This window comes from Caldalkalibacillus uzonensis (genome assembly GCF_030814135.1).
GTDB lineage: Bacteria > Bacillota > Bacilli > Caldalkalibacillales > Caldalkalibacillaceae > Caldalkalibacillus > Caldalkalibacillus uzonensis.
In genome coordinates, this window is record NZ_JAUSUQ010000017.1 from 43,927 (window position 1) to 57,429 (window position 13,503).

At 45.8% G+C, this 13,503-nt stretch carries 16 protein-coding genes, 14 tRNA genes, 1 rRNA gene, 1 pseudogene and 1 riboswitch; of the genes and pseudogenes, 2 read left to right on the top strand and 30 right to left on the bottom strand.

All coding sequences use genetic code 11. The features are described from left to right. Positions 1-38: 38 nt before the first annotated feature. Positions 39-470: a ribonuclease HI gene (rnhA, locus tag J2S00_RS17335; RefSeq protein WP_307342819.1), complete on the bottom strand. Its 432-nt coding sequence runs from the start codon at positions 468-470 to the stop codon at positions 39-41. Positions 471-569: 99 nt separating this feature from the next. Continuing rightward, a complete protein-coding gene (locus J2S00_RS17340; protein ID WP_307342821.1) occupies positions 570-752 on the bottom strand; it encodes an H-type small acid-soluble spore protein in 183 nt (60 codons plus the stop codon). 95 nt (positions 753-847) lie between these two features. On the opposite strand from J2S00_RS17340, the gene J2S00_RS17345 reads away from it, so the two are divergent. Next, positions 848-1,579 (top strand): B3/B4 domain-containing protein, encoded by a 732-nt coding sequence (locus J2S00_RS17345; protein ID WP_307342825.1) that lies wholly within the window; start codon positions 848-850, stop codon positions 1,577-1,579. Positions 1,580-1,610: 31 nt separating this feature from the next. Here the strand turns inward: J2S00_RS17345 and J2S00_RS17350 are convergent, their stop codons facing one another. The 27 genes and pseudogenes from J2S00_RS17350 to J2S00_RS17480 form a co-directional block, all read right to left on the bottom strand. Then, a complete protein-coding gene (locus tag J2S00_RS17350; RefSeq protein WP_307342827.1) occupies positions 1,611-2,180 on the bottom strand; it encodes a hypothetical protein in 570 nt (189 codons plus the stop codon). 123 nt (positions 2,181-2,303) lie between these two features. Beyond that, complete coding sequence (locus J2S00_RS17355) at positions 2,304-3,671, bottom strand: D-alanyl-D-alanine carboxypeptidase family protein (protein ID WP_307342830.1); 1,368 nt, start codon at positions 3,669-3,671, stop codon at positions 2,304-2,306. A 180-nt stretch (positions 3,672-3,851) separates the two neighbouring features. Then, a tRNA-Leu gene (locus tag J2S00_RS17360) sits at positions 3,852-3,938 on the bottom strand. Between the two features lie 214 nt (positions 3,939-4,152). Further along, positions 4,153-4,623, bottom strand: a complete 471-nt coding sequence (locus tag J2S00_RS17365) for a CBO0543 family protein (RefSeq protein WP_307342833.1) — start codon at positions 4,621-4,623, stop codon at positions 4,153-4,155. A 23-nt stretch (positions 4,624-4,646) separates the two neighbouring features. After that, on the bottom strand, positions 4,647-5,066 hold the full coding sequence (locus J2S00_RS17370) for a hypothetical protein (protein WP_307342835.1): 420 nt from the start codon (positions 5,064-5,066) through the stop codon (positions 4,647-4,649). A 366-nt stretch (positions 5,067-5,432) separates the two neighbouring features. After that, on the bottom strand, positions 5,433-5,729 hold the full coding sequence (locus J2S00_RS17375) for a helix-turn-helix transcriptional regulator (RefSeq protein WP_307342837.1): 297 nt from the start codon (positions 5,727-5,729) through the stop codon (positions 5,433-5,435). Between the two features lie 100 nt (positions 5,730-5,829). Continuing rightward, positions 5,830-5,913: riboswitch (cyclic di-GMP riboswitch) on the bottom strand. 170 nt (positions 5,914-6,083) lie between these two features. Continuing rightward, positions 6,084-6,157, bottom strand: a tRNA-Cys gene (locus tag J2S00_RS17380). Positions 6,158-6,189: 32 nt separating this feature from the next. Beyond that, a tRNA-Gly gene (locus J2S00_RS17385) sits at positions 6,190-6,264 on the bottom strand. Between the two features lie 10 nt (positions 6,265-6,274). Next, a tRNA-Gln gene (locus tag J2S00_RS17390) sits at positions 6,275-6,349 on the bottom strand. Between the two features lie 12 nt (positions 6,350-6,361). Continuing rightward, positions 6,362-6,437, bottom strand: a tRNA-His gene (locus J2S00_RS17395). A gap of 14 nt (positions 6,438-6,451) precedes the next feature. Then, positions 6,452-6,525 (bottom strand) — tRNA-Trp (locus J2S00_RS17400). A gap of 6 nt (positions 6,526-6,531) precedes the next feature. After that, positions 6,532-6,616: transfer RNA gene (locus J2S00_RS17405), tRNA-Tyr, on the bottom strand. Positions 6,617-6,627: 11 nt separating this feature from the next. Further along, a tRNA-Thr gene (locus J2S00_RS17410) sits at positions 6,628-6,703 on the bottom strand. A gap of 23 nt (positions 6,704-6,726) precedes the next feature. After that, positions 6,727-6,802: transfer RNA gene (locus J2S00_RS17415), tRNA-Phe, on the bottom strand. 87 nt (positions 6,803-6,889) lie between these two features. Further along, positions 6,890-6,966: transfer RNA gene (locus J2S00_RS17420), tRNA-Asp, on the bottom strand. Between the two features lie 98 nt (positions 6,967-7,064). Continuing rightward, positions 7,065-7,141, bottom strand: a tRNA-Met gene (locus J2S00_RS17425). A 15-nt stretch (positions 7,142-7,156) separates the two neighbouring features. Continuing rightward, positions 7,157-7,232, bottom strand: a tRNA-Val gene (locus J2S00_RS17430). Between the two features lie 4 nt (positions 7,233-7,236). After that, positions 7,237-7,313 (bottom strand) — tRNA-Glu (locus J2S00_RS17435). 26 nt (positions 7,314-7,339) lie between these two features. Next, positions 7,340-7,433, bottom strand: a tRNA-Ser gene (locus J2S00_RS17440). Positions 7,434-7,616: 183 nt separating this feature from the next. Next, on the bottom strand, positions 7,617-8,411 hold the full coding sequence (locus J2S00_RS17445; protein ID WP_307342839.1) for a DUF2705 family protein: 795 nt from the start codon (positions 8,409-8,411) through the stop codon (positions 7,617-7,619). Beyond that, complete coding sequence (locus tag J2S00_RS17450) at positions 8,408-9,325, bottom strand: ABC transporter ATP-binding protein (RefSeq protein ID WP_307342841.1); 918 nt, start codon at positions 9,323-9,325, stop codon at positions 8,408-8,410. Before J2S00_RS17450 ends, J2S00_RS17445 begins: the two co-directional genes overlap by 4 nt. A gap of 24 nt (positions 9,326-9,349) precedes the next feature. Next, on the bottom strand, positions 9,350-9,907 hold the full coding sequence (locus J2S00_RS17455) for an ATP-binding cassette domain-containing protein (RefSeq protein WP_307342845.1): 558 nt from the start codon (positions 9,905-9,907) through the stop codon (positions 9,350-9,352). Next, positions 9,897-10,298, bottom strand: a complete 402-nt coding sequence (locus tag J2S00_RS17460) for a GntR family transcriptional regulator (RefSeq protein ID WP_307342849.1) — start codon at positions 10,296-10,298, stop codon at positions 9,897-9,899. Before J2S00_RS17460 ends, J2S00_RS17455 begins: the two co-directional genes overlap by 11 nt. Before the next feature lie 3 nt (positions 10,299-10,301). Next, entirely contained in the window at positions 10,302-10,871 is a 570-nt protein-coding gene (locus tag J2S00_RS17465; RefSeq protein WP_307342852.1) for a hypothetical protein, read from the bottom strand. Positions 10,872-10,995: 124 nt separating this feature from the next. Continuing rightward, positions 10,996-11,244, bottom strand: coding sequence for a hypothetical protein (locus tag J2S00_RS17470; protein ID WP_307342855.1), 249 nt, complete (start codon positions 11,242-11,244; stop codon positions 10,996-10,998). Between the two features lie 18 nt (positions 11,245-11,262). Next, positions 11,263-11,718 carry a glycine/sarcosine/betaine reductase selenoprotein B family protein gene (locus tag J2S00_RS17475; RefSeq protein ID WP_307342858.1) on the bottom strand — a complete coding sequence of 152 codons (456 nt, stop codon included), beginning with the start codon at positions 11,716-11,718 and terminating at the stop codon, positions 11,263-11,265. A gap of 157 nt (positions 11,719-11,875) precedes the next feature. After that, positions 11,876-12,058, bottom strand: a pseudogene (locus J2S00_RS17480) (hypothetical protein); the annotation flags it as partial. An 18-nt stretch (positions 12,059-12,076) separates the two neighbouring features. Here J2S00_RS17480 and J2S00_RS17485 point away from each other — a divergent pair. Continuing rightward, positions 12,077-13,267, top strand: a complete 1,191-nt coding sequence (locus tag J2S00_RS17485) for a Rieske (2Fe-2S) protein (protein ID WP_307342861.1) — start codon at positions 12,077-12,079, stop codon at positions 13,265-13,267. A 62-nt stretch (positions 13,268-13,329) separates the two neighbouring features. On the opposite strand, the gene rrf is transcribed toward J2S00_RS17485, so the two are convergent. Next, positions 13,330-13,446, bottom strand: a 5S ribosomal RNA gene (gene rrf, locus J2S00_RS17490). Between the last annotated feature and the right edge of the window lie 57 nt (positions 13,447-13,503).

Genomic DNA, 13,503 nt, shown 5'->3' on the forward strand with positions numbered 1-13,503 from the left:
CTCCCTCCTTTCTTGGGATGGATGTGTTGCTTAGGATGCTATTTTGGAATAGCCTTCACAGCCAACTCATCACAGCGGTTATTCCACTTGTTGTCAGCATGTCCTTTCACTTTGTAAAAGGTGACCTCATGTTTACGTGTCAATTGGAGCAAGGCTTGCCACAGTTCTTTGTTAGCCACCGGCTGTCCGGAGCTGTTTTTCCAGCCATTTTTCTCCCAGTTGCAATACCATTTTTGTTGAAAGCCGTTAACCATGTAGGCAGAATCACTATATAGTTTTACCTTACACGGTTCTTTGAGGGCTTTCAACCCCTCAATCGCCGCTGTTAATTCCATTCTTTGGTTGGTTGTGTATTCGCTTCCACCTGTCAATTCTTTCACATGCTGGCCATACATCAGCACAGCTGCCCATCCCCCCGGGCCAGGGTTTCCTGAACAGGCTCCATCGGTATAAATGGTTACTTCTTTCATGTCTAGTCGACTCCTTTTTTTTCAAGATAACCCCTTTAAGTGTAAAGTTCAAGCAAGAAAAAAGACCAGCGGCTTTTGCCGCAGGCCTTCTGTTTTAGCTTAATGTTTTTCCACCAATTCTGCAACAGGGACCTCACGCTCATGTTCAGGATTGTCATAAGGGTAAATACGGGCTGTTCCCCGCTCTTCATCCACCCGCTGGATCCAGATCGGTTCCCCCTGGTGCAAAACAACAATTTCATCAGTAGACTCAACAATTTGTTTGGCACGTCCGACGTTCATATTTGCAACCTCCTCTATACACCTATTTACAGTATTGATCAGCCCGTCTAAATTATTCACCATCACTTTAAAATGTGGAGGAGGTAAGCTATACTTTGATTAAAACGTTGGGAAAAACTGTGGTATCAGAGGTGAAAAAGGTGGAATTGCATCTTGATGAAACGATTCTATCCAAACTTCCGCATATACAAATCGGCCTGATTCGTTACCAAGGGGCAACCGTGTCTGAATCCCCCAAAATGCTAAAGGGGCGCATTGAGTTGTTCCTGGAACAGTTGAAGACAGAATATGAACCGCAAGAAATAGGCAACATCCCTCAAATCGGTTATTTTCGCCAATGCTTTAAAGCGTTGGGAATCTCCCCCTCAAAATACCGTCCCAGTTCAGAAGCTTTATTAAGAAGGGTGTTGCAGGGCAAGCCTTTTCCGTTTATTCATTCCGCTGCTGATGTGAACAATTTTGTCTCACTGTACCATCTTATGCCTTGCGGGCTGTATGACGCCGATCAGCTGTCTGGAGAAAGACTGGTTATGCGCTTGGGCAGACCTGGGGAAGCGTATATCTCCTTGGCTGGTAAAGAAACGTCTGCTGAAGGCAAATGGATTACAGCAGATAACGCAGGACCTTTTGGCAGCCCAATCATTGACGCGGACCGCACGAAAACATCGTTGAACTCCACCCATATGTTGCATATTCTCTACCTTCCCGATCCGCTTAAGGATGGTCAGGACGCCCACTCCCTGCTGCAGTCTGTAGCAGATCTGTTTATTCAAATGAACGGGGGAGAGGTATTGGACTTGAAAGTCATGAAGCAGTCTAGTGCTTAAACACATGCAAGGATATGACTGGCGGACAAGGCTACTCAGTGGTGGATTCAACATTTTCCCCATACTCCATGAGAAACACATCCACTTTATCACTGTCATGGCCCGTATGGGTATAGCCGAAAATCTGTTCATCATAGCCATTAATGATCACATCTAAATCATGTATGACACGATGGGCGTATAGGAGCGCCTCAACATCTTTCTCGTGGACAGCATAAGCAACCAGGCGGGCCATGTTCTCAAAATCTTGTTGCAGCACGCCTGCAGACATTTCGCTCAACTGCTCCAGTTCCTCAATGTCAGCCTGAAAGGATACGTTATCCCAATTGTCGGGATGATTAAAGCGCTGATATTCTCCCCAGCCAACCAATTGGTTATAGCGCTGATGGAGCTGGGCAATTCGATCACGCGTTTCTCCTGTCACATACAGCTGTCCTTCCTCGTCTCTGTACGATTGCCCGTCATCTACAATCTCCACCTGACTGACCCGTTCTGCCGGGGGCCCAGACAGCCACAACATCACACTGACAAGCCCCATTCCACTGCCGGTCAACACGATCAGGCCCCACAACAATACCTTTTTGCCCAGCTTAATCCTCAATTTGACGGCCCTCCCCCTAACCCTTTCTATCACTTCCTAAGATAAAGGTAACATTCTCCATCTTGCCCAATCAAGCGGTCTGCTCTCTTAAACGAACAGCCTCCCGACTTAGGAGGCTGAAGTTTAGGGGGTTGGAGGCCAATGCTTGGAATGAGTTTGGGATGACAGCCCACGCATAGCTGTTTTTTTACGCCGCCTGCGTTGATACACAAACAACACCAGTAAGGCCAAGAAGGGGATGTACCACCAGCGGGCCACAACTGAGACGATATGCTCTCCCGTACCATGGGCGACCAAGTCTTCGACTGCGACTAGCACATTGTCTTCAGTAGCGATGCTTTGGGTGCTTACCGATGCCTTAGAATCCACTGCCATTTCTGTATCTGATGACAACTCCCGTGAATGCATGTAGTGAACAGGCACTTTCATTATAGTGTGATCTTCTGTTTCGACAACCAGATGGCCAGCCAACATGTTTTTAATAAATGGAGGAGTAACATGGGTTAATTCCAGGCGTTCATCCCACTGAAACTTTCCATCAGCTGCTTTGGGCATGGTGACATACACATCCTCTGCCAACTGAAACACATGCTCTTGCCCATACAATGTTTCAGTAACATAGTCGCCTTCGTTCCACACTTTCACGGTTTGATAATGTTCAAAGCCGTAGTCCAGGAGAGCGGCAGCTTCCTGCCACAGGTTTTGCCGGTGAGTGGCTTTCAACAAAACAACGATCAATTCGGTCCCATCTCTTTCAGCTGAGGCGACAAAGGTTTGTCCAGCAGCACTGGTATACCCGGTTTTAATGCCTGTTGTCCCTTCATAATCCCACAGCAAACGGTTCGTATTAACCAGGTTAGAATGCCATTCTTCACCAAACCAGGGCATGGTTTTGGTCGTTACAATTTCGCGAAACAACGGATTTTGCAAGGCATATTGAGCAATTTTAGCCATATCCATGGCCGTTGTGTAATGATCATCATCATGCAGTCCATGCGGGTTAACAAAGTGGGTTTCGAGAGCGCCAATCTCCTTGGCCTTGGCATTCATCATCTCGGCAAATCCCTCTACACTTCCTCCTAAATGCTCAGCAATGGCAATGGCTGCGTCATTTCCCGAATTCAACATGATGCCGTAAACCAGGTCAATTAAGGGTTTTTCTTCTCCTTCAGCCAAATAAATGCGGTTACCGATTGCATGCCTGGCCAATTCCGAAGTAACCACCATCTCGTCTAACCGACCTGATTCCAATGCCAAAATGGCTGTCATTATTTTAGTGATACTAGCCGGATAAAATGGTTGTTCTGCATTTTTACTGTACAGTACTTGCCCCGTTTTGGCATCCATCAATACAATGCCTTCTGCTGTAAATGGATGGTGGTCCAATTCTTGAGCCTGAGGTACCGCTGGATAAAAGAGTAAACCTGATATAATCAGTCCGATGATCAGCAAGCGCACAATATCATATTGAGAAACGGATCTGTCCGTCATCTTTTCCCACTCCATGCATATTCAAAAAAGTTATTAATCAGCTGTATCAACCTTATTTATTATGACATAAAAGCATTGCTTTGGCGATGGCAGGTTTTGGATTGACAAGGTACTAAAATAAAAAACGCGACTCCTTGTACCACATCTATACAAGAAACCGCGTTGTGCAAATAATATGTATGGTGCCGGTGAAGGGAGTCGAACCCCCACTCCCGCAAGGGAACACGATTTTGAGTCGTGCGCGTCTGCCAATTCCGCCACACCGGCACGTTTTTGTTGACAATGAATAATATAACACGGACGCAAACCTAAGTCAACCTGTTTTTTTATGTAAAACCGCACCCAAATTTTGGGTAGCTGTATCCTATCATAATTGTTCCCAAATGTTCCTGCAAATTGAGTTAATTCGTCCAGTTTAACCATTCCTGCAAACGGAACGAATAGCGTCAAACAACTCACACTGGTGCGGTCTAATGAAGCGCTATACCTTTGACATTTCTATTTTATTTATCAATTGCAAAAGGAGACGCACTGAAAGAGATAGAAGAAAGATGGTTATAAACGAGTGCATCCAAGTCCATGAATGGTATTCAACTAAATCGGTATATTTTTCACAAATGACCTCAATGGTCGTTAATGCAGCGGTATACAATGCACATTGGAGAACAATGCCTAGAAATCTTGAATGTACAGTTGTTTGGTAAAGGTAAATACACATGATGGGATAAAGAAAATATTCAAAAAGAATACTAGCATCGAAATATTTACTTAAAAATCTTACAGGGTATTCAACCATTTCTTCTTTTACTACAATAACCCCAATAAATGATGAAAAATAAGCTTTCATTAAGAAAATTAAAATCGTGTCCTTCAAAAGGAGTGGTTTTCTTAAACTGAAAAGAAATAATCCAATTCCAATGATTAGTAAACACCACAATAATATTCTGTCCATGAATCATGTTGTCTCCCATCGTTTTATTGTTTCCTAAATATGATCATTCCACAAAGAATAGGGATAATTAATAACAATCCTACGGTTAAAGTGGGTATGGCTAGTTTTGGTGCATATATTGCACTCAACTCTCCAAGGAAACCGGCAATGACAAATGGAATAGCGGTCTTTGACTTGTCAGCATTAGGTTTTGCATAATACCAAGCATCCCATACTGCATAAGCATAAAATCCAGGGTAAAATAACATGAATTGGAAATTTGTCGCATCTACAGCCTGTTGGTGGAATCCATTAAAATCAAGATGAATGGCATTGTTTATATTTCCAAATACATTATCAAAGTGCTCAACTATTATAAAGAAGACACCTTTCAAGAACTGACCATTATATATTTGTCCGAATCCGGGCATAAGAATGGAAAATAAAGCAGCCATATTTCTCATATATATATCTCCTTAAGTTCTTATCATTTTAAATAATTTTTATTTGTATAAAATAAAGGTTAACTTCTTACCTTATTTTTCTTTATTTTGTCCATTTTTATGTAAATAAAGGTTTTAATCCATTTTTCTTTTACACGAGGTATTATGTATATACCCCAGTTATTTTATGCAGCATAGCTTCTCTGAAGCCAAAAACATTGAATGATCTACATATAGTTCACATAACGTTCCTTCTTCCGGACAAAATAAAAAACCCCTTTCCGTTTTCCAACTTGCATTAACGCATAATGCGAAGTTGAAACAGAAGGAGTTGCATATTGTCGTTGCGTACTGTTCTTAACTATTATGTAACTAACAAGTATCACTTTAGATTATACATTTTAGGGTATAAAAGTAATCGATTACCATTGATAAAAGTCCCCGTGTTGAACTGGTGCGTGTTTTCTTAAGTATCTTATGAATATGATTTTTTACCGTCGTTTGGGAAACGAACAATGTTTTGGAGAGTTCTTCATTTGAATATCCATATAAAGATAACATGAGTAAAATTTCCTCTTCTCTTCTGGTTAAACGGTAGCGCTTAGCAATATAATGGACAACACGTTTATATTCTTGCTCCTTAATTTCCACGTTATGTTGTGGCAGGTACTCAATCGGCTTCACTACAACCACCCTCTCCACTCATATCTTTATAATTTGAAATTAAGTTCATATGTTTAATAGAAAACACACCTCCGCTTAAGAAGGTGTGTTTGTTTTCTTAAACGGCAGCTGGCTGGCATGGCATGTTGCTTTAGCCCCTATAGCTTTGCGTCACTACGTTTCCGTAGCTTTGCCCTTGTGCGTTTTTTAAGCATTATGGAATTTGAATTTTTAAGCAATTGGAAGCAGGACCAATGTCCTGTCTATTATGTTACCATTTTTTTCTTCAATTAGGTACACGACTTATGACCTATTTTTGGGAATCATAAAATAAAAAACTTCTTTCACAGGAAAGAAGCATACTTAAAGTTAAAATGGAGGCGGCACCCGGATTCGAACCGGGGATAAAGGTTTTGCAGACCTCTGCCTTACCACTTGGCTATGCCGCCACTTAAATCACATATAAAAGTGTGTATAAAAATGGAGCGGAAAACGGGATTCGAACCCGCGACCCCCACCTTGGCAAGGTGGTGCTCTACCCCTGAGCTATTTCCGCTCGCATAGAATGGCTGGGCTGGCTGGATTCGAACCAGCGCATCACGGGGCCAAAACCCGTTGCCTTACCGCTTGGCTACAGCCCAACAGTAAAACTATGGGGCGACTGATGGGATTCGAACCCACGAATGCCGGAGCCACAATCCGGTGCGTTAACCACTTCGCCACAGCCGCCATGTTATATAGAGTGGCAGGGGCAGTAGGAATCGAACCCACACTTGCGGTTTTGGAGACCGCCGTTCTACCATTGAACTATGCCCCTGCAATATGGTGGAGGGGGACGGATTCGAACCGCCGAACCCAGAGGGAGCAGATTTACAGTCTGCCGCGTTTAGCCACTTCGCTACCCCTCCACATTTTCGTATGGTGCCGGCGAGAGGAATCGAACCCCCAACCCACTGATTACAAGTCAGTTGCTCTGCCAATTGAGCTACACCGGCACGCTATTAATCCATATTTTAAGTGGTGGCTCGGGACGGAATCGAACCGCCGACACGAGGATTTTCAGTCCTCTGCTCTACCGACTGAGCTACCGAGCCAGAGACAATTGTTAATATAACACACGTTTTGAGATGCTGTCAATTGCTTTGTGACTAGCAGTCCCTGTTAGTTAAATAGACATAAAATGGCGGAGCTGACGGGATTCGAACCCGCGATCTCCTGCGTGACAGGCAGGCATGTTAGGCCTCTACACCACAGCTCCACAATGTATCATGTTGCGCAAATATATTGGTTGCACCCTGCGGGTACCACGATTTTCGCTTCCATCGATGAAAATTCGACGTAGTAGCGCTCATATTTTGGTTGCGGGGGCAGGATTTGAACCTGCGACCTTCGGGTTATGAGCCCGACGAGCTACCAGACTGCTCCACCCCGCGTCATTCTTATGAAAGTGGTGGAGGGTGACGGGTTCGAACCGCCGACCCCTTGCTTGTAAGGCAAGTGCTCTCCCAGCTGAGCTAACCCTCCATAATGGTGACCCGTAGGGGATTCGAACCCCTGAATGCCGGCGTGAAAGGCCGGTGTGTTAAGCCACTTCACCAACGGGCCACGTAAAATGTATCTTTGATTTAATATGGCGGAGAGGGAGGGATTCGAACCCTCGAGACGGGTTATCCCCGCCTACACGATTTCCAATCGTGCTCCTTCGGCCAGCTCGGACACCTCTCCATGTCTTAACGCCGCTTAAAACTTGCGTTTTTTCTTGTCTCACCAGCGGCGACAGACAATAATATAACATGTCTTCAGTGTGAAGTCAACCGCCAAATGGCAATAAATTTTTCCATATTTCCTCCGCCATCAATCGTCTCAGTCATTGGCATTTGACTGGTAAAACATAGACCGTCAGCAGGACTAAGCGGTGATGTCCCGTTTTATGAAGGTTAACCAAGTCACCAAGATAAACAGGATGTAATACATAGATAAGACCAGTAAGGAAAATGAGAGGGTCATGCCCTCAACGAGGGGAAGCCCATCCACATATTGCCTGAGATCAAAGTGGGCAAACAAGATCCATTTGACCCACGGATACTGGCTTAATAAAACAGCCAACTGTCCGCCAGTAAACATCAGAAACATGGATAAGCCGATAGCCAAAGCACTGTTGGTGAAAACGGCAGCCACCATAAAAGCAAAGGTGACCATCATTACGAGCGGAATGCTCTCAAACGCATATTGCTGCAAAAGACCGCTTAATCCTTGGTCCTCTAGGAAATCCCCACCCGGATTGGTCCATAATCCTTCAAAGCCGAACAACACGCCCCCCAGCACCAGCGAACCGAGAAACAGCACCACAATCATATACATACTAAACAGCAGTACAGCGATATATTTGGCCAACAAAATTTTGGCACGATGGATGGGACGGATGAGCAATAGCTTGATGGTCCCCTGTGAAAATTCATTGGCTACCGATGTGGCAGCAACAATGATCGCAAACAAGGTGATCAGTCCAAACAGGGGAACCGTTACATTCATAAAATACAACAATGGGGATGCCCCTTCACTTGCCGCGATAGGAAGAACATATTTTGTGATAAAGGCGATACCCACAATGGCCATGAGCAGCAATATAAACATCACCCATGTCCCCATCCTGCGGTATAATTTTAACTGTTCATTTTGCAGTAAGCCTAACCAGATGTTCATTGCGCTTTGCCTCCTGTCATTTCCAAGAACCGTTCCTCCAAGGTTTTCTCTCCTGCAGGTCGAATACCGTATATCTTTACCTTGGCCTGCACAAGGTGTTGGACCACGTCCGGAATTTGTTCCTTTTCCAGCATGACTTTGAATTCATGATCAGTGACATGTCGGACAGGAACAGCATGATCCTCCATGACCTGCACCGCTTGGTGAAGCGGATCGACGGTGAAGGTGATCATGTGTTGATGTGCTGAGTTTAAAAAGGTCTCAACCGATTGCACATCCAACAATTTTCCCTTGTCGATAATGGCGATGCGGTCACACATCAACTGCATTTCGGCTAACAAATGGCTGGAAACCACCACTGAGACCCCTTCTTCCTGGGCCAAACGGCGCAGATAGTTTCTGATCTCTCTGATTCCGGCAGGATCTAAGCCGTTGGTCGGTTCATCCAAAATCAGTAAAGAAGGAGAGTGAAGCAACGCTTGGGCCAAACCTAACCGTTGACGCATCCCCAATGAATAGGTTTTTACCTTATCATCAATGCGGTCTGCCAAGCCCACCAGTTCCACAATCTCCTCAATGCGGTCGTCGGTGACATGCTCTGCCATGCGGGCAAAATGAATCAGGTTTTCATAGCCGGTTAGATAGTTGTACAGTTGCGGCTGTTCAATAATCGCTCCCACATGGGCGATGGCTTGTTCAAAATGATCCCGGATACTATGCCCCTGGATTAAAATATTTCCTTTGCTCATGGACATAAGGCCTACCATCATGCGCATGGTCGTCGTTTTACCGGCCCCATTGGGCCCCAGCAAACCAAACACTTCTCCCGGATAAATATCCAATGAAATATCTTCGATGATCGTTTTGGAACCGATTATTTTACTCACATGGTCTAAACGGCAGACAGGTTCCATCATATATATCCTCCATTCCCCATTTTAATCAGTAAGCACATCCTGTCGCCCTTCATAAACTCTCTTCATCCACTCCGTCAAGCTTTGCCCATAGTGGCTGCGAATCTCATCAGCATCATAACAACCAAGGACTTTTCCCTCTTTTAAGGGCACATCCCTGGCTAAGGCGAGCACCAATTTCAAGCGGCCGCGGTGACCTTTGGACAGATGGCTGACTTTGACCTGAGCATCCAGATTCAAAAATTGCAGCATCTGCTCCGCCTTGGCTACGTTTAAATCGCCGAATTGTGAAGCAAAAAAATGCAGCGTTTCTTCAACGGTAAAGAAGGAGTAGAAAGCATCCAGTTCAGACAAATAGGCAATCTTGGCCGCATCCCGGCGCTTCAGCACCCGTCCGCCAACCAGCACTTTCCCTTCACTAGGCTGGCATAGTCCGGCCAATAGTTTCAATAACGTTGTTTTACCGCTGCCGTTTGGGCCAATCACACCGATCATTTTCCCTTGCGGAAGTTGCAGCGTCACCTTGTTCAACGCCGTCTGACCCAAATAGCGTTTGGTCACCTGCTGACATTCAAACATCATAACGCTCCTCCTTCCCGTCCTCTTCAACTACGGAGTCCAAGGCGGTTTGCACCCCGCTCAAGATTTCGCTGTTGGTAAAACCCATGGCTCTCATTTTTTTTACAAACTGCATCATATGGCTGGTTTTCAGCGTCTCCCGAAGGTTTGCTAAGTGTTCAGTATCTGTTGTCACAAAAGTGCCCTGGCCACGTCTGGTTTCAGTGACCCCCATGCGCTCCAATTCGGCATAGGTGCGTTGGACCGTATTGGGATTAACCCCAGATTGCACCGCCATCTCCCGCACAGAGGGCAGTTTTTCTCCTGCTGCTAACTCCTGACGCACAATTCTCCAGCAAATCCGCTCAACGAGTTGTAAATAGATTGGCTTCGTTTTATCAAATTCATAGCCCATGGCTTACACCTCTGTTTGCTGATCTAACAGCCAGCAGACTCCGATGAAGATACACAGGGCAAGCAGGGCATGGAAGAGATACTGGCCCAAAGCCAAAGGAGGCAATGATTCAACGTACCATTGATCTGCACCGACGGGAAGAGGGATGGTTAAACCAGTTTCAATGACCAGCCGGCCAAAAGTAGCTGCAAACACAGCGGAGTCTTGGATTTTAGATAACAACCAGGTCAGCCCCAAAACGATAAGAACGGTGATTAAACCGCTCCATTGTCCCAACCTGGTTTTTAAAACGTGGTACACCACCCATAAAAAAATAACCCACACCCCCAAATACAGTGCTGACAATAACACGTACAACATTCCCAGGGCCATAACGGCCATCAGGGTTTGTTCCTCCGCCGGCCATATATGATGGAGATTGTATGTTAAAAAATAAAGCCAACCATAGCCCGCGCTGAGTGAAACGGAAAAGATCAAGGCCACCATCCCTGTTGTAAGCTTGGATGTGAGTAACTTCCAAGCCGGTTGTGGGGTATGCAGCCAGAGATGAAGCTGTTTGCCCTCGGCTCTCAAGCTAAAAAATAAAAACACAGCACAAGATATGCAGGATGATCAAGGTGGCAAACGAAAACCCCCCTCTCGTGATGAGAGGAGGGTGAACCTCATAGGTTGGGTTGTTTGGGCCTATTCAGTCGGCTTAGTAAGTGGGAAACTCCTTATCATGGATATGGCCGGGCTCCTGTTTCAGCGTCAGTTGTTCCAACGCTGCTTTGATCACAGCTTTTTGCGTTTCGGCATCATCCGGTTTACCCAAAGAGTGGCCAAATTTAAAGCCGACCGGATGAATCGCCCGGGGCGGACGCATTAATCCGGATTGTTCCTTATCTAAGGTGACCAGAACCGTTGGAATGCCTGACATTTCAATCGCACGTTGTACCGCAACCACGGTACGATGGCAAAGCGGTCATCCAGCGGTTAGCAAAACGGCATCCGCTTTGGAGCGGGTAATTTCCTTAGCCACTTGCGGCACGGTTTCATCCAAAATTTGCTTTAAGCGCATGGCATAGCCCATCATGGAAATATGCTTGTTGTTCACATCACCGATAAAACCTTCTTCTTTTAGTTCACGCAAGCGGTCCAAAGGAAAGATGACATTAATATCCTTCTTCGGTTCATCGGTGTTGTAATGCTCTTTCGGCGCCCCATGGGTAACTGTAAATTGGGACGTATCGGCATCACCGGAAATTAAACGATAGGTGTGGTCACCGTCTGTGTTAAACGGCTCTTGGTCTTTCAAATGAGCACCCGCTGTGGAAACAATAGCAATGGTCATCTCACTCAGTTCTTTTTCATTGGGCGTGTAAGGAATCGCCTTGCGGGACATATCCATCAGTGCAACACCTCCATCAATTTTTGGCATACCCCTTCTCATCAATCTAATTGATTGAACGGCCATTATGTATCCAGGGGTTGTACCCTCATTATACAATATCATCTTCCCTTTTAGTCTTTATTATTAAACTTGCTTTGTTTCGCAGTTAAAAAGCTTTGAAAAATTTACCATCCAATTGTGAAGGCTAAGCCTTTAATAAATACACTCTTGCTTCATACGGCCGAAGTTCAATCTGTGTGATCTCTTCTTGGTCTTGAACGGGATAATTGCTGATTAATAGATCCTTTAAGGCTGCTTCGACATTAATGGACGTGTAATTCGGGTTGACGGCAACCCATGGCGTGCCAGTGGTAAACCCTGCATGAGGTTCCACGGACTGATACATGTGGCCCGTGAAAGTGCCGGAATGGGCACTCGTTTTTTATTGGGGCCCCTTTCTAAAACAGGGAATGAACATCCCCGTTTTGAACAGTTGGTCCAGTGGTACCGGCACAATGTTGAAGTGCGGGATGTCCGTGGGGCAGAACGAGTGTTGCTGACAGCCATTGAGAGCGGTGCAACAACCGAAGCGTTAAATGAGATGATGATGACGGCCATCACCGATCATTTCTATATGAATACAGGCCACACGCTCGATTTCCATAATAAGGCTTTCGAAATCCTGGAGCATATTGGCGATGAACACCGGCCATATGTGTTAACTTCATTGTTGCCCGAATTGGCCAATGCCCCCCGAAGTGAAGAGTTGCACAGTTGGCAAGCACCGGTCGACCTGGTACAACCGCTTCACGAGGTCTTTGAAAAGCTGCCTGATCTCTTGCACCGTCAGCCCTCTCCGGCACAGCTCTCGGTCGGTAATGAAACCATTGTTCAGCAGCTGCTCAGCGACAACCCTCTAGAAACAGACAACCTGCTCCTCCAAGTGTTAAAAGAAGGGATGACACCCGTTCGTCTGGCCCAAATCGTCACTTTAGCCGCCGCTGAACGCATCGCACGTTTTCATGTTCAAAATGATATGTGGGATTGGATCACCGTTCTGCACACCTTTACCCATGCCCATGCCGTCCATGAAGCATTAAAACGATCCGCTTCACCCGAATTGACCCGGTCGATTTTCCATACGGCGATGAGTATATACTTGGATCGCTTTTTAAACATACCGGCCGCCCGCCGGCCCAATGGGGATCCCCATGCTGTTGATCCCAATCAGCCTGAGGCTTTATTGGCATTGCTCAATCAACAACAGCAAACGGACCAAGCCGGAAAATGGGTGATGAACTATTTGGCTGCGGGTGGAGATAAAGCCGCTTTGTTCAACACTTTAGGGCATGCCTTATTGCGTGAAGATGCTGAGTTTCATTCGTTCCAGATGTATGAGGCTGCGGTGAAAGAATATGAGGAGTGGGCCAAAGAAAAAACAGCGTTTGCTCACTATACCCAGGAAACCTTGATTTTGGCTGTGACCCGTTATCTGGCCGCCCATGCTCCAACCCATCGTGAAACCACCCATACCGCCCATATTGCCATGCGTTTACAACGCGGTGACAATTTGTTTAAGGATGATTCCGCCGTCTAGCCTTTGCATTATTGTCCAAAATGCAAAAACCCCGTGAGTTATTGACTCACGGGGTTGATCCTGCCTGGCAACGTCCTACTCTCCCGGGGGCTCTCGCCCCAAGTACCATCGGCGCTGGAGGACTTAACTTCCGTGTTCGGTATGGGAACGGGTGTGACCCCTCCGCCATCGTCACCAAGCTTATATTCACTTCTTCGAACAAACAGAGTGCTTGTTCACTCTGAATCGCTTCTAAG

What these genes read in the sequence shown, in the direction of transcription:
- rnhA (WP_307342819.1), bottom strand. Translation starts at nt 470, where the DNA reads ATGAAAGAAGTAACCATTTATACCGATGGAGCCTGTTCAGGAAACCCT.
- J2S00_RS17340 (WP_307342821.1), bottom strand. Translation starts at nt 752, where the DNA reads ATGAACGTCGGACGTGCCAAACAAATTGTTGAGTCTACTGATGAAATT.
- J2S00_RS17355 (WP_307342830.1), bottom strand. Translation starts at nt 3,671, where the DNA reads ATGACGGACAGATCCGTTTCTCAATATGATATTGTGCGCTTGCTGATC.
- J2S00_RS17365 (WP_307342833.1), bottom strand. Translation starts at nt 4,623, where the DNA reads ATGGACAGAATATTATTGTGGTGTTTACTAATCATTGGAATTGGATTA.
- J2S00_RS17370 (WP_307342835.1), bottom strand. Translation starts at nt 5,066, where the DNA reads ATGAGAAATATGGCTGCTTTATTTTCCATTCTTATGCCCGGATTCGGA.
- J2S00_RS17445 (WP_307342839.1), bottom strand. Translation starts at nt 8,411, where the DNA reads ATGAACATCTGGTTAGGCTTACTGCAAAATGAACAGTTAAAATTATAC.
- J2S00_RS17450 (WP_307342841.1), bottom strand. Translation starts at nt 9,325, where the DNA reads ATGGAACCTGTCTGCCGTTTAGACCATGTGAGTAAAATAATCGGTTCC.
- J2S00_RS17455 (WP_307342845.1), bottom strand. Translation starts at nt 9,907, where the DNA reads ATGATGTTTGAATGTCAGCAGGTGACCAAACGCTATTTGGGTCAGACG.
- J2S00_RS17460 (WP_307342849.1), bottom strand. Translation starts at nt 10,298, where the DNA reads ATGGGCTATGAATTTGATAAAACGAAGCCAATCTATTTACAACTCGTT.
- J2S00_RS17475 (WP_307342858.1), bottom strand. Translation starts at nt 11,718, where the DNA reads ATGCCAAAAATTGATGGAGGTGTTGCACTGATGGATATGTCCCGCAAG.